Source organism: Corallococcus sp. AB045, assembly GCF_003668895.1.
Classification (GTDB): Bacteria; Myxococcota; Myxococcia; order Myxococcales; family Myxococcaceae; genus Corallococcus; species Corallococcus coralloides.
The window spans coordinates 45,062-69,099 of record NZ_RAWN01000022.1 but is presented as its reverse complement, the minus strand read 5'-3'; the positions used below and the strand labels follow the sequence as shown (position 1 = coordinate 69,099).

Sequence of the window (24,038 nt, the reverse complement as noted above, 5' to 3'; positions counted from 1 at the left end):
GTGTATAAGAGACAGCCGCCTCCTCCGCCCCCACCGGCCGCGGCGGGCTCGCGCTCCGCTGTCGCCGGTGAGGCACCCGCCGGGCCCTTCTCGCTCGCGCCTTCGAGGGCCTTCTTCACATCACCGGGAACGCCCTGCCGGGCCTTGGACTGGCCCTCGGCCTTCGCGCTCGCGTCGCCGCCCTTACCCTTCCTGGCGCCCTCTTCCTTCTCTCCCGCGAGGGCCTTCCCTTCGTCGGGCGATCCCGGCTTCTTCTCGGCGCCCTTCCCACCTGTCGCCGCGCCCTCCGCTTCGGCGCCTTTTCCATCCTGCCCCTTGTCCTCGGCCTTGCCCGCACCGGGCGCTCCGGGCTCCTTCCCGGCAACACCTGCCTTGCCTTCGACGGGCGCTCCGGGCTCCTTCCCGGCAACACCTGCCTTGCCTTCGACGGGCGCTCCGGGCGCCTTCCCATCGACACCCGCCTTCGCTTCAACCGGCGTTGTCTCCGCGGCCTTCGTCTCACGCGGCCTGGCCACATCACCGGGGGCCTTTGCTTCAGGCGCCAGGACTCCGGCCGTACTGGCTTTAGCGGCCTTGCCTTCGTCCTGCTTCGCTCCGGTGGCTCCAGGCGCCCTGCCGGACTCCGCCGCTTCTCGGAGCGTTTCGTTCGCTCCGGGCGACAGCGCGGGCTTCTCCTCTCCCCGCGTCACCTTCGCCCGCAGCGACTGCGCGAGCCTTCCGGCGAGACCACCGCCCACGGCCGCTCTGGCGCCCTGCGTCCCTTCCTGCGTCTTCCGGGCGGGCGCGGGCTCCTCCACGCCGGCCTGCCGATCCGCGGACGTCTTTCCTTCCGCGCCAGCGCCCTCTGCTCCCGGCGCCTTCTCCTGCTCCTTCCCAGCCTCGCCTGCTTCCGCCTCCACCCCCGCCGCCTCGGGCTTCTTTCGCTTCTTCCCTGGCGGCCCGCCCGTGACTTCGGGGCCGTTGGCGGATTTGGCCTCCGTCGGCCCGGCGGTCTCCGCGGCATTGCCTGGCACCGGCACGCTCGCGCCGGACAGCGCCTTGCGCATCAGCCGGTTCCGCGTCGACCCCGAATAGCCGCCCGCGGTGACGCCAGCCGGCTGCCCCGACATCACCCGGGTGGCGGCCGCGTCGGCCTGCATCTCGGCCGGCTCGTTCGGAGTGGAGACCTCGCTCTTGGCCTGGGGCGCCCCGCGCGCGGAGTTGCCCTGCTGCACGACGTGGGTCAGCTCGTGCGCGAGCAGCCTGTCGCCGCCCTCGGTGCCGGGGCGGTACTTCGACGTCCCGAAGGCGATGTCCTGTCCGGTGGTGACGGCCTCGGCCTGGTGCTCGGCGGCGAAGCCCGACGCGCGAGCATCCGTGTGCACGCGCACCCCGTCGAATGAGCGCCCAAAGGCGCCCTCCATCCGCGACCGGGTCGAGGGGCCCAGAGGACTGCCCCCCGAGAAGCCCGGCTCGGCCGCGTGGGACACACCGGCGGCTTCAGCGGCCCGCGACGCGGGTACCGCCGCACTCGGCGCATTCACAGGCGCCGGAGTCTTCGCGGCCGGACGTCCCACCCGCTGTCAGCCTTTCACCGGCTTCGGCGGCTGGCTCTTCGGTCCCCCCAGCCCGCGAGCGCGCGCGGACTGATAGGCGGTCAGCGCCCGCACCCTCGCCTCACCCCGGCGGATGCGGAGCGCGATCCGCTCCTGCGCGTCCTTCTCGATGCCCGTCCAGGCCTCGAGCGCCTTGCGTTCGGCCTCTTCTATCTTCGCGACCTCCGCCTTGGTGGGCAGCTTCGTCGGGGTATTGGTCGGCGGGGTCTGCGGGACGTCCTTCTTGCCCTGCAGCGCGGCCTTCGCGAGCTCCTGGATGACCTCCCGCCCAGCGGTCATCGTCTGCGTCAGCATGGCGCTGCCCGAGAGCTCGCGAATCGACTTGAGCCTCTGCTCCAGCTGTTCTCGCCGCGCGGCCACGGGCGCGCCAGGGTTCTTGGGCGCGGGCCGCTGGGGACGGGGGGCGCTGCCCCCGGGGAGCTTCAAGGCCTTCTTCATGTTCTGCGTCGGTCGCATGAAGTGCGTCCTTTCCGTCAGGGTGCGTTGTAGTTCGGAGCAGTGATGATCCCGGCCTGGCTCCAGCCCGAGATGTTGAAGTCCGTCGCGAAGTTGTGCGCGAACACGATCCGGCTGTACGCGTTCGTGACGAGCACGCTGCCGGCCCGGTTGCCCACGATCTGGAGCCCCGAGTACGAGTCCGCGACCGCCGGTGGATACGTGTCATACGGCGACTTGACGGTCGCGTTCGGCCAGCCGACGACGAGATCCGCCGTCACCCAGTTCCCCTCCACCTGCGCGTTGTACGAGTACTCCTTCTCGACGGCGGCCGTGGCGAGCGCCTTCAGATAGGTCTGGAAGATCGGCTGGACCTCCGCGACCCGGACCGTGCCCCTGTAGACCGTGTTCGCGGGTGCCACCCACGGCTGCAGGGACTCGATGAACCGCGGGGACGAGCTCGCCACGCCGGACGATGTGTAGGTGTAGGGGAAGAACAGGATGCTCCCCTCGGCGCGGTTGTCCTCGATCTGCCAGTCACCCCACGCACGGGTGATGATGAGCGCGATGTGGCTGTTCCAGAGCGGCAGCAGCCGGTTGCCGGACACGACGTTGCCGCCCCCCATCGTGATCTGGAACCCGCCCGTGACGACATTGCTCCGCAGGGTGCTCTCGTAGAGCTGCTCGCTCCTGCATCCCAACCCGGTGAAGCGGTTCGCCTCCAGGAGGAGCCAGGTGGTCCCAGCGCCCGTCTCTCCCTCGGGGGCCCAGAACGGAGCGGACGCGGTCACCGTGTTGCCCTGGACCACGATGCCGTCGCGATCACCTTCGGTCCAACGCTCGTAGAGCAGGATGCCCACGGTCCCGCCCTCGTCGGGCGGCAACTCCGTGCTCAGCGTGATGACGTTGTCCTGGACGGACAGGTACCCGCCATCCGACAGGTAGAGGCCCACCTGCCTCGCTTTGCGCATTGGCAGGCCGAGCACGTCTTCGGAGACGATCGTCTGCTGGCCGCGCACGGTGTTGCTCTGCACGACCACGTCATTCCCCAGCGCGAGCACCCCGACCGCGGCGTCGATCTGGTTGTCCGCGATGCGCAGCCGTTGGGTGCGCACCTCCTGCTCCTGCTCCCAGGGCGGCGGAGCGAGGAGCGTGCAGGCAACGCCCACGGTGGTATCGCTGAAGACGTTCGCCGTCACCGCGATCCCCTCCATGTTCACCACGGGCGGGCTTGCGCCCTCCTTCTGCTGGACGAGGCTCGGTCCGAACTGGACCCCCGCGAGATAGGACAGGAACTGGTTGTCGTGGATGCCAATCCCGGCGAGCGAGGGATACGTAGACTCCAGGACAGGCAGCGGGCTGGTATCAGCCGAGGCCGCGAAGAGGATGCCGCGCGGGCCCGTGAACGTGCACCCCTCGACCTCCAGGGAGCTGGTCACCCATGGCAGCCAGAGCCCGGCCGCGCCGGACGTGGAGAACCGGTCCCCGGACAGCCGGCACTGGTACAGGAAGTCGACCCGGATGCCTGCGTACGAGCCCACATACTCGTTGCCGGCCGAGACCAGGTCGGACGACAGGTACCCGATGAGCACCGGACTTCCGCAGGCGAACGTGCACCGCTCGAATTCGCATCGCCAGTAGTCGATCCCGCTCACCCCGATGCCGACGCTCTCCGCGCTGAAGCCTCCCGCCTCCGTTTCGATGAGCTTCGTGACCGTCTTCTCGAGGTCCTCGTCCGCCGCGTCGATGAGCACCTTGCGGCGCTCCACGTCCAGCCAGCCCTGGAACGAGGAGCGCCGGAGCCGCAGGCCTCCTGCCCCCTTGGCGTAGAAGCCAGCCTTCTCGCCGACCACCACCGACTCGATGAGCTCGGTCATGAACACGTACTCCGCGGCGACGCCCCACGCGCCCAGGAGGATCGACTCCTCGGCGCGGATGGACGTGGTCCCCCGGGCATCGGGGTACACCACGAACGGCGTCGGCTCCTCGGGCTTGAAGACCGGCAGCTCGGGCTTGGCGACCTGGATCGCGACGCCTTCTTCCCCGGCATGGACCAGCGCGGTCCCCTCCAGCCAGAGCTGCGTCGGGACGAGCTGTTCGCGCCCCTTGCTCCCCGGCATTCCCCCGGACAGCGTGAGCTGCACGAGCGGCCCCGAAACCTCGCGCCGGAAGACAAGGAGATCGCGCAGGGTGAGGCGCGCGTCCCCATGCACGTAGAACACCGGCGCGTCCCCCCCGAAGCCGAGCAGCGTCGCGTGCGGGCATCCAGCGAGCGTCACCCGCCTCCCGATGACGTTCAGCGTCCCGTGGATCCGGTAGATGCCGCGCTCCAGGCAGAGGGTCGCACCATCGATGGCCTCATCGATGGCCTGCTGGATGCGAGCGGTGTCGTCCCCATGGTTCTCGGACGGAGACAGCGACACGTCACAGCAGCCGCCGTCCTCCTTCGCGTACAGCTCGTCCAGCGCCTCCTGCACGGTGTCCGCGTTGGTGCCGACCTTGCCGCCGTCGTAGGCGATGTCGTCCGCGTTCAGCTCGCAGAGCGCCGAGTACTGGTGGTCGTACCAGCGCACCAGCTCGAGCGGCGCGGACTCGCCCGTGTACCGGAACAGCGCCAGCGGCGCGAACAGCCGCTCCGGACCGTGGGGCGACTCCTGCCAGAGGCCATTCTGGTTGTCCTTGATCTTGCGCGCTTCGTGCTGCCAGTAGTCCCCCGGGCGGAAGGCCGCGCCGGTGAGCTCGATGACGATGCCATCGCCCAGGTCGAACGCGGTGACGGGCGGATCCCCCATCACCTTGGGCTTCGTGACGAGGAGGCCGTGCCAGACCCGCACCTTCCGGGGCGCCTTGTCCTTGTTGGCGAAGTCCGCCGGCACGTTCACCGGCAGCCGCGTCACCGGGTCGCGCAGCTTGAGCTGCCCGGAGGTGGCCGTCGTCTCCGCGTAGAAGAGCTGCCCCACCGAGCGCTGCGAGGCCCTGAACGACTTCGCCGCGAGCGCGACCTCCGCGGGGGCGGCGTCGCCCAGGTCGTCGGTCTCATCGAGCAGCTCGATGAGGTCACCGTCCTTCACCTCGGCGCCGGGCGCGAGCGTCAGGTTCGTGAGCGTGTTCGCCACGGAGGCGACGGCGAACACGTCCGAGCCGTTGTTCTTCGACCACTTGATTTCGACGTTCCCGAGCGCGCCGCCCTTGTGCACCTCGAACCGGTAGAAGCGGTTGTCCGCGCCCGTGTAGCCGCCGGCTTCGGGAATCGCGCAGGGGTCCAGGTTGTCCGGCGCCACCTTGGTGGTGAGCTTCAGCTTGCCGGTGCCCGCGTCGACCTTCGCGAAGGCGGCCGGCACGTCGTCCTTGCCCGTGAGCGGATTGCCGCCGTCGTTCGCGAAGACGGCGAGCTTGACCTGGCCCACCGCCTTCGAGCGCACCGTCGTGTCGAGCACGCCGCCCAGCGCCTGCTCCAGGATTCCGCCGTCCTCGATGCGCGTGATGAGCCGCTCCCACCCTTCCAGGTAGGCGACCACGTAGCTCCCCGCGACGGGCAGCGTGTCTCCCGCCGGGAAGCCCTTGCTCGTCGGGAAGGTGGACTCCCAGAACATCCCGTCGTCCGCCGACTCGACCCCGAGGCCTTGCAGGTAGTACCGGCCGCGCGTGTACGAGAACAGCGGGGCCTTGGTGGCGGGCTCGAAGCCCTCGATGAAGCCGATCCACGCCTCGTTCGCGGCGCCCGCCGCGGAGAAGCCGATCTCGAGGGTGTCGTACTCGGCGGGTGCGCCCGCGGGCACCTGCACGTCGTAGAACTTGAAGTTCGTCGCGTCGTTGACGTTGAGGACGCCCGCGCTGACGTTGTGGATCCGCACCTCCACGTTCGCGTTGGCCCGCAGCCAGAGGCGGACCTTCGGATACCGGGCCTTGGCGAGCTTGCGGCGGGCGCGGATCTGCACGAAGCCGCCCGCCGCGTGCGCCCCCACGTACAGGGACGGGAACCGCTCGTGGTACTTCGCGCCGTAGTCGCGGTACGCCACGAACGCGCCGCCCGGTGCGGGCAGCGTCACGCCGTCGAGCGTCTCGAACACCGCCAGGAGCGGGCCCGGCGTCGCGAGGTAGCCCAGGTTCGGGCTGCCCTGCTCGCAGCCCACGTCCGACGCGAGGTCGCGGATCAGCGTGTCGGCCGCATCCACGCTGGCCGCGACATCGCTGTCCAGAACGAGCCGCCCCTCCTGCAGGAGCACGCGCCGGTACTTCTCCTTGCGCTTGGCATCAGGACGATGGCCTCTGGTGAAGTCGCCTTTCATGGTCGCTCTCTCAACCGTCCTCTTCCCGGTGTCTCAGGTCTCGCCGAACCCAGTGGCCCGGCGCGCTAGTCCATCCGCAGGAGCCCGGTCTGGAGCCCCGCGGGGGTGTATTCGATCAACCTCGTGAGCAACGCGTCGCCCCGCTGCGCGAAGCGCGCGCCGTGGAACGCTCCCATCTCCGAGCCGTCCTCCGCGCCGCGCGTGATGGACCTCGGGCACTCCTCGGACAGACGGAGGTGCGCGGCGTCGGTCCGGTCGCGCGTGACGAAAAGGGCGAGGTCCTCCGTGACGCGATGCCTGCGTGGCAGCAGGCTCTCCGGCTCCACGCGGCTGTAGCGGACGCAGCCGTGGAACCGGTCGCGCGCGCGCGCCACGTCGGTGAAGAGGCTCTCGCTCGCCTCGATGACGCGCACGTCCACCGAGGCGCCCCCGCCCAGGTCCGCGCGCACGGCCGCCACCGTCGAGCGCTCGAAGCGGACCTCGCTGTCGATGGCCTGGACGGCCACGCCGCCCGCGGCGTCGAGCACGCTCTCCTCCACCATGACGGAGGCGGCCCCATTCACCTGGAGCCTCGGCGCGAGGCAGCGGAAGAGACGGATCTCCGTGTCCGAGCCAGCCGCGGCCGTGAACCTCCAGAGGTCGTGGGGCGCCAGCGCGGAGCAGAACCGCACCTCGACCTGTCTGGCGGGTGGCGGATCCAGCGCCACCGTGGCCGGAACCGGCGGCGACCCCGGATAGGTGGTCTGCCGGATGGCGAGCCCGTGCAGCGTCAGCTTCTCGTACGTCGGGGGCGCGCCGCTCGCCCACGCCGCGCCGAGCAGGATGACGGGCCGGTGGAGCTCCGCCGCCTGGAGGGTCAGCGACGTCACGTTGGCCGGCCAGACCAGCGCGCTCTCCGCGTACGTCGCGCTGTCCTCGAACTGGATGACTTCGTGCTTCGCCGCCTTCACACCATCGGCGACGACGGCGGCGAGCGCCTCCCCGAGCGTCGAGTAGCGCGGGAGGGACTGGTACGAGAGGGGCGCGTCCCGGTGCAGGCTGCCCCCTCGAAGCACGAGCCGCGTCGGCGCGGGCAGCTCCTCGGCGAGCAGGGGCTCACGCGCATCAGGGCGGGCCCCCGTGTGGAACGAATACCCCTCCAGATAGTCGACCGTGACCGCGCTCGGCGGCCAGCCAGTGGCCCCCGTGTGCACCGACGCCACGGTGAACGGCGCCGCGGGTTCGGTCTTCGCGAAGGAGAACAGGCCGTGAGCGGGATCGATGTCCAGGCAGCCCGCGGGTGTTGCGAGGCCGAGCTGGGGGTTCATCGGATCCTCGTTCTTCCACCAGCACAGCGTGCGCTGCCGGATCTGTCGGCGGCGGAGCGTCTTCGCCTCGCGAATGGGGGTGATGGCCCCACACGCGAAGCGCGCCACCTGCAGGCTGCCGGCCCAGACCGTCGAGCCGTCGAGCCTCACCGACACGGCCTCGCTCGCGAAGGCGAGCGACGGAGACCAGCCCGCGAGCGGCGGCACCTTCGTCTCGAGCGCCGGAAGGTGGATGAGCACCGCCTCGCCCTGGTCGCTCGTGAAGGACACCTCGCAGGACGGCAGGAGGATGCGCTGCGTGTCGGACTCCAACCTGAGCCAGAGCTCGGCGTCGTCCCGCGAGGCCGCGGACTCCTGCGCGAAGAACCTCCACGCCGCTCGCAGCTCCGCCGCCGTCGTCACGTCGGTGCCGTCCTCCTTGAAGGCCTTCCACGCGGTCACCGCCGTGGCGTCCGGGCCGGTCCACGCCAGCTGGAGGAACGGGTGGATGCGGCTCTTGATCCGGAGCGCGAACGCCAGCCGCAGCGCCACGGCATTGCCCGCCACCACCGGCGCACCGGTCACGTCGAGCGCACGTGGACCGTGGACGACCACTGGCCCCCGCGCGGTCGCGGAGGGAATGCTCCGCCACGGCTCGGGCTCGGAGGTGAGCGGCAAGGGCGGCCACGCCGGCCCCGGCCCGGCCGACAGTGCCTCACCGGGCAGACGCAGCCCTTCGGATGTGACGGTCAGCGGGGTGCCGGCAGGGTCGGCGTCGTACACGCTGCCGTCCGCCGCGACGAACAGCCACCGCTCCCCCACCACCCACGTCGCGGGGAGCTCCACGGTGAGCGCGCCCGCGAGGAACCCCATCGTGGCGAGGCGCGGATCCGCGGGCGGCATCGAGGCCGAGGGAGCGCGGCAGGCGACTTCGATGACGGCACCCGGGAAGTACCCCGCGCCCCCGTCCGCCACGAGCCGCAGCATCACGGCATACGGGCCCGCCACGGGCCCGGCCACGCCAAGGGACGACGTCCCACCGCGCGCCTCGATGCGCACCTCTCCGCGAAGCATGCCCCCGGCGGTGTTCGGCACGTTGGCGTCCGCGCCGGTGAGCGGCACGGCCATCACCCCCACCCGGACCGGCGACGACAACCGCTCCGCCACGTGCGACAGGAGCAGCACGTCACAGAGGTCCGCGGCGAGCGCGCGCTCCGCGGGCAGGCGGATGGAGGCCCGCGCCTCCTTCGTGGCACTGGCGACGGCGGCGGGCAGGCCCGTGAAGCGCACCGTGAAGCGCGCGCCACTGCCACCCTCCTGGTCGAAGTAGTCGCCCGGGCTCGCTCCGAAGTGGAGGGGCGGCACGCGATCTCCCGCGAGCGTGTCCTCGGCCGAGGCGCGCCGCACCCGGAGGGGCACGTCGTCGCCCAGGGGGTTGAAGGCGAACCGGTAGTCCACCTCGGGCACACCGCCGCCGCCGTAGCGCGTGCGGTCCCTCGCCGTTCCCTCCGTGACGGGAAACAGCTTCGTCGGGTACAGCCAATGCGCGACGTGCTTGGGGTGGTAGCGCCCGGTGGTCCGGCCAATGCGGCGCGGATCCACGGCGTGGAACGCGGTGTCGAGCGGGCCCGACGCACGTTCGGCGATCGTCGCCTCTCTCAGCCCGGCGATCGTCCGCTCGGGCCGGTAGAGGTCGAGGTCCTGGGCGAGCAGGATCCGCTTCCATCCCTCGCGGCTCACCGCCAGCTGGCCGGAGAGGTCTCCCGCCATCTCCTCCAACATGGTGGGGGTGCCCTTGCGGCGACGCCAGCCCACCGTGCCGCGCACGTCGCGCCGGTTGGACGGGGCATCCGGGAAGACGAGCCGCATCCCGATCATGTCCGCCAGGTACGGGAGGACCCAATCCGCGCTCTTGTCGATGAAGAGGTCCGCGTGCAGCTCCTCGATGTTCTGCCGCGTCCGCGCGATGGGCGCGGCGAGGATGCGCAGGAACTTGTAGAGCTCCTCCACGCCCCGGGGCGCGAGCGACTTCTGGGGCTCGCGTGTCCCCTCGGCCATGTCGACGACGCGGTAGAGCGCCGGCAGGTGCGAATAGAGCAGGTCCGTGACCAGGGCACGGACGCCGGGGTCGAGCGTGGGGGTGTCGCCGCCTTCGCCGCTCATGGGAGCTCCGGAGAGAGGATTTCGATGTCCTGGGGCGCGAGCACGAGCATCTGGTTTGGCCACGCGATGACGGTGTCGGCCACTCGCGGGGGCTGGCCCTTGCCGACCTCTTCGAGGGTGTCGAACAGGTGCAGCTGGACGAAGAGCACGCCGGGTGCACGCTCGATGCGCTCGTAGAGCTCGCTCAGGAACGCGGGCTGTCCCAGGTCGCGGGCCTCGAAGGCGAACAGGCCCGGCGCGTCCTTCGACGTGCCGCAGAGCGCGTCGCGCACCGCACGCTCGACGCTCTCCCGCAGGTACGCCGGGTCGCTCTCCACGGTCAGCTTGAGCTTGAGCTCGACGAGCTCCGGGCCCACCACGTCCAGCAGCACCGTGGTGTCACGGCGGGCCTGGAGGAAGTCCTTCAACTGGGACGCGGTCGCCGCCGTGCCCTTCGCGTCGGCGACCACCACGCGGATCCCCTCCGCGCCGCCCTCGAGCTTCGTCCACTCCGCGCTCGCCTTCACGATGCCCGGGAACTGCAGCGCGAGCTGCTTGTGGTCCTCCACGGAGACGGCGCGGTCGAACGTCCGGATGTAGCCCGTTGCCTGCGTGCGCACCTCTTCGGGCTCGGCCGGGGCCACGCCACCCTTCACCGAGAGGGGGTTCGCCACCCGCTCCACCAGGGGATGCGACTTCTTGAGCCGGCTCACGGCGAAGGCTTCTGCGTCGCCGTCCGGACCGATGCCGATGCGGTACGTCGCGACGATGTGGTTCCTCCCGGAGGAAGGAATGGCGCCCTGGAGGCCGTCTCCGAACACCACGCTGACCGTGCCGGTCTCGTCGCGCTGGACGAGGTAGCACCGGTCCTCCGGTGAAGACGCCACGAAGTCCACGACGCGGTGCCACAGGACGTCCGCCACGCGGACCTCCAGCTCGGGCTCCGCGCCGTCCAGCGAGGGCAGGTACGTGAGCGGCTTCTGCTTGAGCGGGAAGCGCAGGAAGGGCGTGCTCCCATCCGAGCCACCCAGCACCTCCGACGCGGTCTTCCCGTGGGAGATGCGCGCGACGTTGCCCAGGATGCGAAGCGCCCCGAACGTCCAGGGAGCGCCCGCCACGGGCGGCTCCACGGGCTCCCAGGTGAGCTGCGTCCGGACGGTGCTGTTTCCATCCGCCCACGTGCCCACCGACGTGATGCGCACGATTTCGTAACGCGCTCCGCCCGTGCGCTCTCCCAGCGCCACCCGCCGGCCGGGCTCCAGGTCCGCGACCAGACGGTCGAGCCGGACGGGCGTCGAGCCGGGCTGGGTGATGGCCGCCGGATTGGGCCCGGTCGCGACCAGGGAGGCCTTCACGCCGAAGCCGAGGAGCCACCGGCTGGTCCGGATGTCCTGCCCGCTCCGCGTCAGGGTCGTGCCGCCCGCCGTCGCCTGGATGGCGGTCACGGTCCTCGCCACGCTCACGGTGGGCTTCTCATTGAGCACGGTGACCTGGGCCTCGTTCGGCTTCGTGGGGTCCACCGGAATCTGGACGACCACGTGGCGGACCTTGGAGAACGTGACGTTCCTCGACACCTCCGTCGTGACCTTGAGCGCCGACGGCCCCGAGCTGGTGACGCGAACCCCGGGAGTGCCGATGACCGACTTCTTGAGCTCCTCGGACAGATAGAGGTCGTACGCCTCGCTCGAGCTGTTCGCGGGCGTCACGGTGTAGCCGTGGGCTGGGTACGACGCGGGATTGGTGGGCAGGGCCCCACCCCGCAGCTCCGCCTCCGTGAACGATGAGGCCGGCGTGTCCCAGCCGAAGAGATGCAGGTCGTGCGCGGGCTTCGCCCAGACGACGGCGCCCGGGAAGCTGTTGTCGCTGCCGGTGAGGGGCTGCTTCACCGTGAGCCGCGTCCGTCCCCCACCCTCCACGGGCGGAGCGCTCACCTCGTGCGCGGAGAGCGTGGTCCCCCGCTCGATGACCACGAAGCCGCCCTGCTCGATGCCGAGCCCCGTCCCCTCCACCTCGAACGTCGACTTGCCGGAGAGCGGCAGGACCGCGAGCGCGTCGTACGGGAAGAGCTCGCTCCACGACGCGCTGACGGCCAGGTCCTCGGTCGTCTCGTAGTCCTGCGCCTTCTTCTCGCCCACGGCCGCCGAGCCCATCCCCAGGCCCCGGAGCACGGTGCCGGACACGCCGTCCTTGAGGGTCAGCAACACGTACCCGGTGGCCGCCAGGCCCGGCCCAGGCTCGTAGCCGAGGCGGCGTCCGTGGCGCACCAGCGCCTTCGCCGTGAGCGCCGTGCCCAGGAAGGCGTCGTTCGCGTACCGGTCCTGGTAGGCGCCCAGCGTGTGGCCGAGGAGCGCCGCCAGCTCCATGAGCGTGCCGGCGAAGTCGCCCTGCGCGGTGGAGGGCGGAAAGCCCAGCTCGTGCGAGGCCAGCGTGCGCTGCTCGTCGAGGAGGTCGGCGAACTCGTCCGGCAGGTAGTCGAGCACGGTCCGGCCCGCGAGCGGCTCGCCCGTGGTGGAGTACGCGGTGCGGAAGCGCGGTGGGCGGCTCACGGGGCGACCTCCTCGATGACGAAGTCCTTCTCGGTCACGCCCGCGTCGAGCCCGACCACGAGGACCTTCAACTTGCCGTAGTCCGGCAAATCGTCGTCGCCGTCGTTGCGGACGACCTCCGTCGGCGCGAGCGTGATGCGCGACTCGACCTCATTCGCGGACAGCACCTTGAGCTTGCGGAAGCGGAGCGCCTTGACCGACCGCACGCCCGGGATGCGCTGCACGAACGCGAGCAACTCCCCGACCTCCAGCCCGTCACTGAAGCTCAGCCGGTCCGGGTGGAAGTAGCCCGGGTTGGCGTTGGAGCCGGGCCGCAGCGCCGCGAGGACCGCCGAGCGCACGCGATAGGGCAGCGCCCCCGGCTCGACGCAGATGCCGAGCCGCACGTCGATGGGCACGTACTCCGCGGCGCTCACGAAGTGCTCCCGCCCCGTCATGCGCAGCGCGTCGATGCGGTCGAACACCGCCTGCCGGAGCGGCTCGGAGAGCCCGGTCTGTCCTTCCGGATCCACCAGGACGAGCACCGCGTTGAAGGGTCCGCCCAGGAGTCTGGCGGTCGCGCGCCCCACGCCCTTCACGGTGCCGGCGGCCACGGCGTAGTCGGAGAGCGAGACGGCGCGCTCGACAGGGCCATGCCGGAGCGACGCAGGGATGCGGAGGCGCACGGCCTCTCGCGTCTCGGCCCGGAGTCCTCCCCTGCCCGGGAGCACATTGGTCCCGCGCAGCCCGGAGAAGCCGGCCACGGCGGACTGGCCGGGCACGAAGCGCGTGAGGACACCGGCGCCCACGTTGCCCGCGACCGCGTCGCCCGTGCGGTACTCCACCACGATGTCGCCGGGGAGCTGCTCACTGTGCTGCTGCGCCTGGCTCAGCGCGTCCTCGGACCACACCTCGACGGCGCGCCCCTGCTTGCCATCACCGAACTCGAGCCACAGCGAGCCGTCCTCGTCGGCGGTCGCGACGAAGTGCCTGTCGAAGGACTGGGAAGCATGCAGGTGCTCCACCCGCTGCCACTTCTCCGAGCCGATCGTCACCTCCACCCGGACCGAGGAGCCCGCGAGCCCCGCCGCGGTGACCGTGGACTCGAACACGACCTGCGTCTCCGAAAGCCGCAGCGCGCGCAGCAGCAGGTGCGAGAACCCCGGCCGCCGCTCCAGCACGTAGCTCTGGCGGTCGCGAGAGAAGGCCGTCTCCGAGCGGACGTAGCGGTCCTGCCGGGACCGGCCGAACCGGGCCCGCCCCAGGTTGCCGTGGATCCGCAGCGCGTCCGGCTCGCCCCACGCCGGCCGCATCGCGGTGGCCAGCGGCGGCTCGAACGCGACGACCGTGACCGCGGACTCGTTCGTGTGCGGGGCGTCCGACGCGGAGGCCGTCCATCCCGGAAGCCGCTCGTGGCGGAAGGCGGTGATCGTCACGATCTGCGCGGGGGGAACGGGCGCGTCCGGGGGCGTCGTGGCGAAGTAATTGCCCTGCACGAACGCGAGCGTCTGGCCCACGCCGAGGTTCTCGACCGTGCCCCAGAGGAGCACCTCGCTCGCGCCCTCGGGGATGATGGCGTCGTCGGCTCCGGGCCACGCGGCGAGTGGCAGCACGTTGTGGGCGGTGAGGACCCGCGACCGCTCGGTGAGCCAGAACACCACCTCCGCGCCGCTCGCCCCGGCCGGGGTCGTGATCTCGATGCCCACGGGCAGGTAGCCGTCGCTCTGGGCCTGGAAGCAGAGGAGCGTTTCTGCCGCGGTGCCGTCGAACAGGCGCGTCCCGAGGAGCTCCGCGTGCTGGCGCAGGGAGTACCGCTGGCTGGCCGTGTCGACGAACGCCTCGTTGGCGACGCGGTCCTGGTAGTAGCTCAGCAGGTCGCCGTGGTGCGCGAGCAACTCCACGAGCACGCGCTCCAGGGCCGCGGGCGAGAGGTCCGCCCACGCCGGGTTCTTCACGCGCACCCAGTCGCCGAACATCTGCACGAAGCCCGAGAAGTCCTTGGTGAGCAGGTCCACCGCGGGCCGCGGCTGCAACGCCCTGGGCGGCTGCTCCGTGAGGGGCCGGCAGTCGCCGCCCTCGCAGCTCAGCGTGAAGTCGAACGTCGCGCTTCCGAAGAAGGGATGAACCCGCGGGCCGTTCGGCCCCTCTCCGGTGGAAAGCAGCGTCAACGTGTACTCGGACGCATCACCGACATTGGAGAGCGCGAGCGTGACGGTCTTCTGGGCGCTGTCCTCGCCCACGTAGGTGAAGCCCAGGTCGGTGATCCGCAGCCCGCCCGAAATGGCGAAGCTCTTCTCGGAGAACTTGGGGGCGACCCAGGTCCGCTGGAGGTGGACGACCAGCGTCGCGGACGTGGGCGCCTGCTCGTTGGGTAGGAGCTTCAGCTCCAGGTAGTCGATGCCCTGGAACAACGAGGTCCCATGGCGGCCGGACCACTGCAACCACGGGGACGTCACAGCCGCACCTCCAGGTTGCGAGGCAGGCGGTCCGTGCGGCGGCGGAAGGCGATCTTCACCCACAGCTCGCCGTCCTCGGGGGAAGCCTCCACGTCGACGCCGTCCACCAGGATTTCATCGCCGATGTCACGGCGGAGCGACTGCGAGATGCGGAACTCCAGCGCTCCAATCGTCAGGTCATTGAGCTCGTCGAAGACGGCTCGGTTCAGGCCCACGCCGAAGTCCGGCCGGTTGACGCGCTCGCCCGGCGCGGTGAACAGGACCGCGAGGATCTTGTCGCGCAGGTGCTTGTCCGCGTCATCGATGACGGCGACCCCGCCCTGGGCGCCGAACCGGAATGGGTGCTGGAGGAAGCGATCGGCCATGGGAGTCCTCCTCAGGTGATGGGCGCGGGCGGCGGGCCAGGGGGAACGGGGAAGATGACGAGGGTGGTGGACGCGAGCAGCGTGCACGCCGTCGCTATCTGCTGCGCCTTCTGCGACACCGACCCGTCCACGTCGGAGAACACGGAGATCATCTGCGACACCGCCGCGCCCGCCGCCGTCGGGAAGGACGCCGTCCCGGGCGGGAAGCTCTGGCCCGCCATGTACGCCGCCACGCCCATGGCCAGCTGCGTGCCCGCGGCCTGCGCCGACTGCGCCGCGAGCGCACCCGCCGCCGCCGCCGCGAGCTGGGACTTGCGCGCGAGCGCCGTCGCGCAGGGAATCCCCGCCGCCTGCCCCGCCGCGAACCAGCTGGACACCGCGGTCGCGAAGTGGTCCGCGGACTCGTTCACGTCCTGCGGATAGGAGCCGCCCTCCGGGACGAGCCAGGTCTGTTCGAGCTGGGTCTTGAGCGTGTCGAACACGAGGGGCATGGGCGCGACCTATTCCGTGAAGGTCTTCTTCGACAGGTGGCTCGACTGCATCGGCTGGGTCGGAGGCCCGGACGGCCCGACGCCGGTGGGATGCGTGTGGCTGTTGAAGAACTGCATGAAGTCGTTGCCCAGGACGACGGCCTGCTCCGCGCCGTCGCCCAGCTTGATCTTGTCGGCCTTGATGATCAGCTCGCCGTCCTTGGTCAGGCGCAGCTCGACCTTGTCGCCGCCGTGGGCGAGCACGACGACCTCTCCGTCGTCATCCATGAAGATGCGGTGGCCCGCCTTGGTCCGGAGCACGTGCTTCATCGGGCCGGCCTTGGTGTCCTCGGAGGTGGGCACCTCCGTGCCCTTCTCGGTGCCCAGGTCGTCGGCCTGGCCGGTGCTCTCCGGGGCGCCCCAGAAGCAGCCGGACCAGATGGGCCGGCTCGGGTCGCCGCCCGCGAACTCGATCCACACCGTGTCGCCGACCTCCGGCGTGAACAGGAAGCCGCGGTCCTTGCCTCCGCCGTAGGGCACGCACGGCAGCGCCCAGCCCGACGGGACATCCTCGCCCAGGACGGCGGGCACCTTCGCGCGCAGGCGCCCCAGCTCCAGGGGGTCCGCGTTGTCGGTGACGACGCCCTCGTATTTTCCGTAGAAGCGGTGCAGGAACCGCTCCTCGAACGTGCGCAGCAGGTCTTCCACCTTCATTGCGGCGGAACCTCCTCGGCGCTCTGGCCGAAGTCTTCCTTCCCGGAGAGGCCCAGCGCGTTGCGCTCGGCGACGAAGGTCTGGCTGATCACCCCTTCGTCCACCGTCGTCCGGACCGCGCGCACGTAGTAGACGCCCGCGAACATCCGCCCCACGCCCTTGATGAGCACCGGGCGGCGCGCGCGCAGGAGCCCCCGGTACAGGGGCGTGTCCACCTCTCCCCTCGCCTCGACCGCGAACAGCGCCCGGTCGGTGGCCGCCGAGCCTTCATCCGCGATGGCCGTCTCCGCCGGGAACGGGTCGCGCAGGAGCGTGACGGAGCCGGTCGCCCCCGCCTGCTTCAGCCCCTTCTCCAGCGCGTCGCCCACCAGGCCGTCCCCCAGCGGATCCAGCTTGGGGCTGCCGTCGGAGCGCACGAGCCGCTTGCCAATGGGGTCGATCGCCGAGCCCTTCACGCGAGCGGGCCCGCTCATCGTGGCCTGGAGATCCAACCACTTGAGGTTGGGATCGTCGCGCAGGAGGGTGAGGTCGGGCTGGGGCGTGTCCTTGATGGCGCGCGGCCGGAAGTACGCCGTCACGGCGCCGCTCTGCGGGTCGGGCTCCAGGTAGCAGACGAAGCCGTTGCGCCGGGCCAGGCGCTGGACCCACTCCCAGTCGGTGCCGCGCTGCACGAGGAGCTGCTTCTTCTCCTCGTGGCGCGTGCCGGTCGTCTCTCCGGAGAAGGCGAGCTGGTAGCGGGTGAAGACCTTCTCCGCGGCCTCGGTGTCGGTGACATCGGGATAGGCCTCCACCCGCTCCTCGGCCGCGAGCAGCACGGCCGCGTCCATGGCGAGCACCTCGACGTAGCTGTTGGATTCGACGGACTCGAAGTGCGGGCGCACGTGCGTGACGAAGCCCTCGAAGAGGCGCACGGAGGTGCCGCCGGGCGGTTCAATCTGCACCGACACCTTCGCGGACGGCACGAAGAGGCCGTCATCCAGCGGCGAGAACTCGCCCTCGGGCGACTGCGTGGCGTTGAAGCGCAGGGCGAGGAAGCTGGGGTCCGCGTCGCTCTCACGCACCTCGATACGGGTGAGCAGACCGAGCACCGAGGCCTCGATCGGCTCCCCATCGATGGATACGAGCATGCGCGGATCCGGCATGGTTCCTCAGCGGTTCGGCGGGATGAGGACGGGCCGTCCGGGGACGAGCACGTCGAACGGGTCGAGGACGCTGGAGGCGTCGCAGATGCGCCAGAACTTCTTCGGATCGCGGAAGTACTGCTGGGCCAGGTTGTCCAGCCGCTCCCCCTCGCCGGGCGCGTGGAAGAAGACGCCGCCCGTCGCCGGAATCTCGCGGAGCGACAGGAGCGTGACGTCCTCTCCGGAGGCGTCGGTGGCGGTGTCCGTGGGGGTCTTCGCGTATCGGCTCGTCTTGTCGATCACGGGTGAGCGCCTTTCGCGTCAGAGCGGCAGGATGTTGGTCCCCTGCGCGGCCGTCGTATCCAGGAACTGCCGCGCCATCTCCGAGCGCTTCGACGCGGTGAAGGCGAGCGCGTCCTGGACGGCCTTGTTGTCCTTGGCGTCCGCGTCGGTGAGCACCTCCAGTTGCACGTCCACCTCCGCGCGGATGGGGTTGAGGTCGCGGTTGTGGCGGGTCTCGTTGACGTTCATCCCGGTGATGCGGACGGGGAGCACGCGCTTCTTGCCCCACACGAACAGGACCGTGGGGCGCTGCTTGCGCGCCTTCACGGGCTCCTTGCCGTCGGAGCTGCGGTCCTGCGGGCTCTCCGCCGGGAAGAGCAGTCCCTCCAGCGCGCTGACCTCCGGGAGGATGCCCAGCTCCGCGGGGAGGTTCTCCGCGCTCTGGAGCCGGTCGTCGAAGTCGAACCGCACCTGCACGGTCAGCGTCTGTTTGACGTTGCCGCTGGCGGCGTCGGCCCCCTGCTCTCCCTTGCCGGAGCCCTTCGCCGCGCCCTCCGTGCCGGAGCCGCTCTTGCCCTGCTCGACCTGGAAGGCCCGGGTCAAAATCTCGGGGTTGAAGCGGAACGGAATCACCCGCTTGTCGCCGTTCGGGTAGCCGCCCGGCTCATACGCGATGAATGCGCCTCGCAGGTAGCTGACAGGGTCGCTCACGGGAACCTCCTCATGACGGCGGAGTAGAGTTCGTCGGCCAGACGCTCCGCGCCGCGCTCGGAAAGCAGCTCGTCCGCGGGGAGCGCGTCGAGCGAGAGCCGCTCCAGGGCAAGCTCCTGCACACCGGAGCGCGCGAGCGGGGACTTCGCGAGGCGCTCCGCGAGCCTGCGCAGGGCGTCCTGCACCGTCGCCTGGACGGCCTGCGCGCGGACCTCGTCGGAGAGGCCCAGCACCGAGATGGTGTCGATGCGGACGGAGATGCCGCTCATGCGCGCCCCCTCGCCCAGACCACGGGCTTGCCGTTCAACTCCTGTGCGTGGCCCGGCAGGTGGACGGCGAGCGGCCCGAAGTCCTCCCGCGAGCGCCCGAGCCCGACCTTCTCCAGCTCCCGGTACGTGGCGCGGACCAGGTGATCGATCCGCACGAGGCCGTCAGGCTCCGACGCGGCGAGGTGCGCCGCCGCGACGCCGATGTTGTAGATGCTCCCGCCCGCCAGGCTGAAGCGCTCCACGAAGTGCCGCAGGTCCAACCCGGGAGCCCAGCGCGCGACGGGCGGAAGCGAGCGCTGCCACAGCGACGTCCGCATGGACGCATCCGGCATGGGGAACTCCAGCACGAACCGGAGGCGGCGCAGGAAGGCGGTGTCCATGTTGCTGCGCAGGTTGGTCGTCAGGATGCTGATGCCCTCGAAGGACTCCATGCGCTGGAGCAGGTACGCGACCTCCACGTTGGCGTACCGGTCGTGCGCGTCCTTGACCTCGCTGCGCTTGCCGAAGAGCGCGTCGGCCTCGTCGAAGAGGAGGATGCCGTGCCCGGCCTCGGCCTCCTCGAACACGCGCGACAGCGCCTTCTCCGTCTCGCCGATGTACTTGGAGACGACCTGGCTCAGGTCGATGCGGTAGAGGTTGAGCCCGAGCGCGCTGGCGAGGCACTGCGCGGCGAACGTCTTGCCCGTGCCGGGGCTGCCCGAGAACAGGCACGAGAGGCCGCGGCCCAGCGGCGACGCACCCGAGAGGCCCATCTCGGCGCGCACCCGGGGTGCCGCGCGGTAGAAGCCCACGATGTCGACGAGCGTGTCGCGCAGGTGCGGCGGCACGACGAGGTCGTCGAACACCGCGCGCGAGAGGATGTGCGTGACGAGCCGGCCCATCTTCCGCGCGCCCTGGGCCAGCAGCTCCGAGGCGATGGCGTCGGCGTCGACTCCGGCGGATGCACCACCCGCGAGGCGCAGCTTCGTGGTGGCGGCGCGCGAGGCCGCGCGCACCTCGTCGAGGCTCGAGCGGAAGCGGAGGGCCAGCGCCGCGGCCACGGGTCCTTCACCGAACTCGGCCTCGAACACGCGGCGGCGCGCATCGAGGTCCAGCTCCGGCAGATCCACCGTGGGCCAGGCGCCGGTGTACGCGTTGTGTGGCACGAGCAGCACCACCGCGGGGAGGTGCCTCGAGACCATCCGGATCCACGGCTCGGGGAAGGGGCGCGACTGGCAGGCGGCGTGGAGGTCCACCACCGGGAGCCCACCGCGCAGGCGCATGACCTCGGCCGCGTCCGGCGGCTCGTCCGCGCCGCCGACAAGGAAGGCCGTCTCCCCGGCCACGGAGGCAAGGTCGAGCCCCAGCTGGCGCGACGTGCGGGCCGTCCCGGCGCGGAGGCACAGGACGCCCTCCTCATCCAGGATGGCGCGGGCGCCCTCGACCAGCGCCCGGGGCAGTCCCAACCGCTGGGAGGGAGGCTCGCGCGTGATGGCGAGCTGCGTGGGCTCCACGTCGGGCACGTCCGCGAGCAGGTGGCGCCGGGCCTCGGCGGGGGCAAGGCGCACGGGCACCTGCGCGAGCGGCTTCTGGACGGCCGCCTCGATGCGCTCCACCAGGCCCATGCGCTCCGCCGCGCCGCCCTCGATCGCCTCGGACAGGGAGCGCTCGAACGGGACGCCCTGCGCGGACACGAGGAGCCGGGCGAACGCGGCCGGCGTCACCAGTTGGACGCGCTCGTCCTCGGCGAGGATGCTCGCGGCCGCGGCGCACTCCGGGTGGGCCTCGACGGCGGCGGCGAGGACGACGAGCCAGGTGCCCTCCTCGGAGAGCCCGAGCCGGCCACGCAGGCGGGCCGTCATGGGGTCCTGCCTCAGCAGGCACGCGCGCATCCGCTCGCCGAGCTCCCGGAACCGCTCGGGCGCATGCGCGAACCCCGCCGCCGCGTCGAACGTGGCGGTCTCGCGCTCGCGGACCGCTGCCTCCGCACCGAGCAGCACCAGCTCACGCGCGAGCGCGAGCGCGGACACGGGAGGAGGCGCGGAGTCCCTCATCCCTTGATCTCCACGGTGACGAACGGCGTGAACTGCAACGGCACCGAAGCCCCGAGGGTCAGCTCGACCGAGAACCGGTAGTCGCCGGAAGTCAGGCTGGGGACGGTGAACTCCACCGACGTGGGCGTGACGGTGAGGCCGCCAATCCGGTGCACGTCGGTGGGCGCGAAGATGCCGCTGTCCGGCCAGAGGTACACCTGCGTGGCGGGCGCGAGTCCCTGCCCCTCCAGCTTGAAGGTCGCGCCCTTCGCCACGGAGAGGACCTTCGGTCCATCGACCGACCAGGTGCCCGCCGGCACGATGCGAAGGTCCGCGGGCTCGGAGCCCACCTTGCCGCTCATCACCGAAACGCGGTGGACACCCGATGGAACCGCGTTCGGTCCGGCCGTGGGCAGCTTGAGCCCGATGGCGCGGCCCGGCTCGATGACGTCGAAGCCACCGGCGACGAACTTCCTGGCGCCAATCCAGACCGCGTCGATGGACGTCGGGAAGGCCCCATCGATGCGCAGGTAGCCCCCTTCCGCGAGGCTGCTCGGCACGAGCCGTCCGATGCGGGGCGGTGTCGAGATGGAGGGCCCGGTCAGGACCATGCCTCCCGGGGCGACCACCGGCGACACCGGCGTCGCGGCGAGCTTGCTCACGAGCTGCACCGGACCGACCTCGTAGAGCAGGAAGGGCCGGTGCTTGATCTGCAGCGGCGAGAAGAGCTTCTCCACCAGGTCGGGCGTGAGCGGCACCAGAGCGAGCGAGATGCGGCCCCTGCCGCTGTTGCTCGGCAGCGCCGGGATGGGCAGCTCGATGTGCGGTTCCGAGTGGAAGATCCGCAGCACCTCGCCGATGAGGCGGTGGGCACCGGCGGAGTTGGTCTCGGGGTCCTCGCCGTAGCCGGTGATCAGCACGAAGAGGGACAACGACGCGGGCGGCGGTGAAGACGTGCCGTCGGGGTTGCGGATGTAGCCGTCGTTCTTGTGGCCCGCCTGCTCGTTGACCCAGAGGAGCGACACCCGCAGCTCCTCGATGGTGATGGCGGTGTCGGGCGGCGGGCCGGCAATGACGTTGCCCGGCGCCGGGGTGATCCGCGTCTCGAGGACGTGCTTGATGGCCTCGGTCGCGTGGTAGAGGTTGTTGAACGTCGCCACCTACCACCTCCCGCCGAAAGGACCGAGCGGGAGCCCCGGTTCGATCTGATGAGAGCGCGGCGCGTGCACCGTGGCCGGCCGTGGCGCGGGCGCACGGCTGCCGACGATCTCGATGCGGCCAACCGAGATGGAGATGCTCGGCGGGGCGGGACGCGCGGGCGAAGGCGCTCGCTGCGGCGCAGGCACGGGTGCGGGGCGCACGCTCGCGGCGTCGGCGCGAGGGCGCGGCGCGGGCGGAGTGGGCTGCGAGGAACTCGGCGCGGGGACTGGCGCTGGACTTCCGGCAGGCACCTTCGGCTGGGGTGGCGCCGAGGGCGGAGCAGCCTTCGCCTGTGCCGTGCCGGAGGGCTGCGCGACGACGGGGGCAGTCACGACGGGAGTGGGCGCCACCGCGCGAGGAGGTCTGTCCTCGGAAGGAGCCGACGGGCGCGGCGCAGGCAGGGCCTCTGGAGGCCGGGAAGCCGCCAGGGGAGGCTTCGAAGTCCGCTCGTCCGCGCTGCCCGTGGAGGGCCCGGGCGCGCTCCGAGGCGATGGCGGCGTCAGCGGAGTGAGCGGCGGAGCTGCCCAGCGCGGAGCTTCCACGGCGGGGCGCTCCGGCGCGGGGGCCAGGGGCTCGCGCGGAACAGCCGCCGTGACGACCACCCGTTGCTCGACGACGCGGTCCACCACGCGCTCGGTGCGGCGCTCGACCACGCGCTCTCGCACCACGAGCGGCGCGGCCATGGCGGGAAGGCGGGGACGCTCCGCGACCAACGGCCTCGCGGGCGGGACGGCAGCAGGACCGGCCACGGCGGAGGCCACAGGAGTGGCGGCAACCGGGACCTTCGCGGCCGGGACGCCCGGCGCGGCGACCTGGGGGGCGGCGGGAACTGACGCTGAAGGAACAGGAGCGGCGGCGCGTGGCGGCTCAACCCCGTTGGGACGGCCGGGGACCAGCGGTTCCGGCAAGGCCCCTGCGCCAGCAGTGCGACGCTCCGGCGAGGGTTCCACCGGAACAGAGGCCGACATCCGCGCGGGGAACAGTGGTCCAGCCGGGACGTCCACGGCGGGCGCCGTGCGGTCGGACTCGGTGGCGCGCACGCTCATCGGCGCGGCACGCGGCGCGGCCTCACCCGCGGCGCCATCAGCGGCGCCGCGCAAGGGTCCCTGGACGATCCGCGACAGGGCCGCCATCGCGCCTTACCCCTCTCCGAGCGCATCGAACAGGTGCTGGTCGTCCTCGGCCTCGATGAGGGCCAGGTACGCGGCGCGCCGGGGGAGCTTCAGGCGGAGGATCTGGTCCTCGCTCCAGTGGTAGTGCGCGGCCAGCCTGTGGACGTCATGCAACATCCGTCGCCCCCTCCCTCTCAGCTCGGCAAAAAAAAAGCCGCAACGTCGAACGGACTCTCGAAACCGGCACTACAGGACGAGCACTGCACCGCCATGCCGAGGTCGAGGTCCGGGAGCGCCGACTCGATGGCCCGCTCGATCGCGGCGCGCGCGGCGATGGGCAACGCGCGCACGAACGGCTCGTCGAAGGGCCCCTCCTCTCCCGCGTACCGGACCAGCACACGCGCCAGGAGGAACGTGCGGCGCGCCGACTCCGACTCCAGGCCGGCGGACAGCAGATCTTCCTGATCTCCCGCCGTCGGCGTCCGCGCGAGCGCCGTGCGTTCCGCGGGCTGTGCCGGAAGAGCGTGGCCGGGCAGCTCGATCTCGACCTCCGTGGGGACCGGCGCCTCCGGAAGGGGGAGGTGGCTCAGCTTGAAGTCGACCTCGTTCTTGTGGCCGCACGTGGGGCAGGCCACCTCCAGGTGGACCACGTCGCCCAGGGAGAGCTGGCGGATCCGGACGAGGGCGGCATCGCGCTCCACGGTCGTCAGCTCCCGGACGCGCGCGTACGCAGCCTCGAAGTCCGCGCCGGGCGCCACCGAGCACCGCGCCACGATCTCATTGCAGAGCGCGGCGGTGTTGGAGTCCCGCTGGTGGGCCTCGACGGCCTCCTCCTCGTAGCCGGTCATGGCCCGAAGCGGTGACTCGGAGCGCGGAGCGAGCGGCTTGTGCACGCCCCGGGCGGTGGCCGCGGGCGCCATGGGACGCGGCGGCGCGGACTCCGGCTGGGGCTGTGGCCGGACCTCGCGCGCGCCGTCCCCTTCCCTCGGGGCAGGACCTGGCTGCGCCCGTCGCCGGGCGAACGGGTTATCGATCCGCTCTGTGGCCATCTCGG

General features: G+C 71.4%; 17 protein-coding genes. All 17 read right to left on the bottom strand.

The annotated features are described in order from the left end of the window. Positions 1–1,403, bottom strand: a 1,403-nt coding sequence (locus D7Y21_RS08050; RefSeq protein ID WP_233612018.1) for a DUF4157 domain-containing protein, incomplete at its 3' end; no start/stop codon positions are given. Positions 1,404–1,562: 159 nt separating this feature from the next. Next, a complete protein-coding gene (locus tag D7Y21_RS08045; protein ID WP_121712298.1) occupies positions 1,563–2,051 on the bottom strand; it encodes a hypothetical protein in 489 nt (162 codons plus the stop codon). A gap of 17 nt (positions 2,052–2,068) precedes the next feature. Next, positions 2,069–6,319: a DUF6519 domain-containing protein gene (locus tag D7Y21_RS08040; RefSeq protein WP_121712296.1), complete on the bottom strand. Its 4,251-nt coding sequence runs from the start codon at positions 6,317–6,319 to the stop codon at positions 2,069–2,071. 65 nt (positions 6,320–6,384) lie between these two features. After that, positions 6,385–9,768 carry a hypothetical protein gene (locus D7Y21_RS08035; protein WP_121712294.1) on the bottom strand — a complete coding sequence of 1,128 codons (3,384 nt, stop codon included), beginning with the start codon at positions 9,766–9,768 and terminating at the stop codon, positions 6,385–6,387. Then, positions 9,765–12,293 (bottom strand): baseplate J/gp47 family protein, encoded by a 2,529-nt coding sequence (locus D7Y21_RS08030; RefSeq protein ID WP_121712292.1) that lies wholly within the window; start codon positions 12,291–12,293, stop codon positions 9,765–9,767. Before D7Y21_RS08030 ends, D7Y21_RS08035 begins: the two co-directional genes overlap by 4 nt. After that, entirely contained in the window at positions 12,290–14,728 is a 2,439-nt protein-coding gene (locus tag D7Y21_RS08025; RefSeq protein ID WP_121712290.1) for a baseplate J/gp47 family protein, read from the bottom strand. The genes D7Y21_RS08030 and D7Y21_RS08025 overlap by 4 nt, the downstream gene beginning before the upstream one ends. After that, positions 14,725–15,093: a GPW/gp25 family protein gene (locus D7Y21_RS08020; protein WP_120564344.1), complete on the bottom strand. Its 369-nt coding sequence runs from the start codon at positions 15,091–15,093 to the stop codon at positions 14,725–14,727. The genes D7Y21_RS08025 and D7Y21_RS08020 overlap by 4 nt, the downstream gene beginning before the upstream one ends. An 11-nt stretch (positions 15,094–15,104) precedes the next feature. After that, positions 15,105–15,584, bottom strand: a complete 480-nt coding sequence (locus tag D7Y21_RS08015; protein WP_121712288.1) for a hypothetical protein — start codon at positions 15,582–15,584, stop codon at positions 15,105–15,107. Between the two features lie 9 nt (positions 15,585–15,593). Then, entirely contained in the window at positions 15,594–16,277 is a 684-nt protein-coding gene (locus tag D7Y21_RS08010; RefSeq protein ID WP_199735381.1) for a phage baseplate assembly protein V, read from the bottom strand. Beyond that, positions 16,274–17,404, bottom strand: coding sequence for a phage late control D family protein (locus tag D7Y21_RS08005; RefSeq protein WP_158619295.1), 1,131 nt, complete (start codon positions 17,402–17,404; stop codon positions 16,274–16,276). The genes D7Y21_RS08010 and D7Y21_RS08005 overlap by 4 nt, the downstream gene beginning before the upstream one ends. Positions 17,405–17,425: 21 nt before the next feature. After that, positions 17,426–17,701, bottom strand: coding sequence for a hypothetical protein (locus D7Y21_RS08000; protein ID WP_120564342.1), 276 nt, complete (start codon positions 17,699–17,701; stop codon positions 17,426–17,428). A gap of 18 nt (positions 17,702–17,719) precedes the next feature. Next, positions 17,720–18,391 (bottom strand): hypothetical protein, encoded by a 672-nt coding sequence (locus tag D7Y21_RS07995; protein ID WP_121712286.1) that lies wholly within the window; start codon positions 18,389–18,391, stop codon positions 17,720–17,722. After that, complete coding sequence (locus D7Y21_RS07990; protein ID WP_120564340.1) at positions 18,388–18,660, bottom strand: hypothetical protein; 273 nt, start codon at positions 18,658–18,660, stop codon at positions 18,388–18,390. Before D7Y21_RS07990 ends, D7Y21_RS07995 begins: the two co-directional genes overlap by 4 nt. Beyond that, positions 18,657–20,693 (bottom strand): ATP-binding protein, encoded by a 2,037-nt coding sequence (locus D7Y21_RS07985; protein WP_199735380.1) that lies wholly within the window; start codon positions 20,691–20,693, stop codon positions 18,657–18,659. The genes D7Y21_RS07990 and D7Y21_RS07985 overlap by 4 nt, the downstream gene beginning before the upstream one ends. Further along, positions 20,690–21,832: a Pvc16 family protein gene (locus tag D7Y21_RS07980; protein WP_121712284.1), complete on the bottom strand. Its 1,143-nt coding sequence runs from the start codon at positions 21,830–21,832 to the stop codon at positions 20,690–20,692. Before D7Y21_RS07980 ends, D7Y21_RS07985 begins: the two co-directional genes overlap by 4 nt. A gap of 1,179 nt (positions 21,833–23,011) precedes the next feature. Then, entirely contained in the window at positions 23,012–23,161 is a 150-nt protein-coding gene (locus D7Y21_RS41705; protein ID WP_158619294.1) for a hypothetical protein, read from the bottom strand. 17 nt (positions 23,162–23,178) lie between these two features. Further along, positions 23,179–24,033 carry a hypothetical protein gene (locus tag D7Y21_RS07970; protein ID WP_121712280.1) on the bottom strand — a complete coding sequence of 285 codons (855 nt, stop codon included), beginning with the start codon at positions 24,031–24,033 and terminating at the stop codon, positions 23,179–23,181. Positions 24,034–24,038 lie beyond the last annotated feature (5 nt).